This window comes from Rhodococcus sp. AZ1 (assembly GCF_054979605.1).
The window spans coordinates 1-507 of the sequence record NZ_JBUEQF010000023.1 but is presented as its reverse complement, the minus strand read 5'-3'; the positions used below and the strand labels follow the sequence as shown (position 1 = coordinate 507).

Genomic DNA, 507 nt, shown 5'->3' with positions numbered 1-507 from the left:
ATGTTCGGCAAGCCAGTCACGTACCTCCTGCTTCTTGTGCGTGGCGTAGTTGTCCATCACCAAGTGAAGTTCCTGATCCGGGTAGGCCCGCGCGAGGTGTTTGAGGAACACCAGGAACTCTTGATGACGGTGACGAGGTTTGCAGAGCCCGGTGACCTTGCCGGTCGCCACGTCGAGCGCCGCGAACAGTGTCGTCGTGCCGTTGCGCACGTAATCGTGGGTCTGTCGCTCCGGTATTCCGATCTGCATCGGCAACGTCGGTGCGGTGCGGTCCAACGCCTGGATCTGCGACTTCTCATCCACGCACAACACGATCGCGTTCTCCGGCGGTTCCAGATAGAGGCCGACGATGTCGGTGACCTTCGCGACCAGCTCCGGATCGGTCGAGAACTTGAAAGTTTCACTGCGCCAGGGCTGAACACCGTGCTCGCGCCACACGCGGGCGACGGTTGCGTGCCCGACGCCGAGATGCTGGGCGAGTAACCGCGAACTCCAATGCGTCACTCC

The 507-nt window shown here is 61.7% G+C and carries 1 protein-coding gene; it reads right to left on the bottom strand.

All coding sequences use genetic code 11. The features are described from left to right. Window positions 1–507: IS630 family transposase (locus ACY48E_RS15985; RefSeq protein WP_462873242.1), on the bottom strand; the 507-nt coding region annotated here is incomplete at both ends.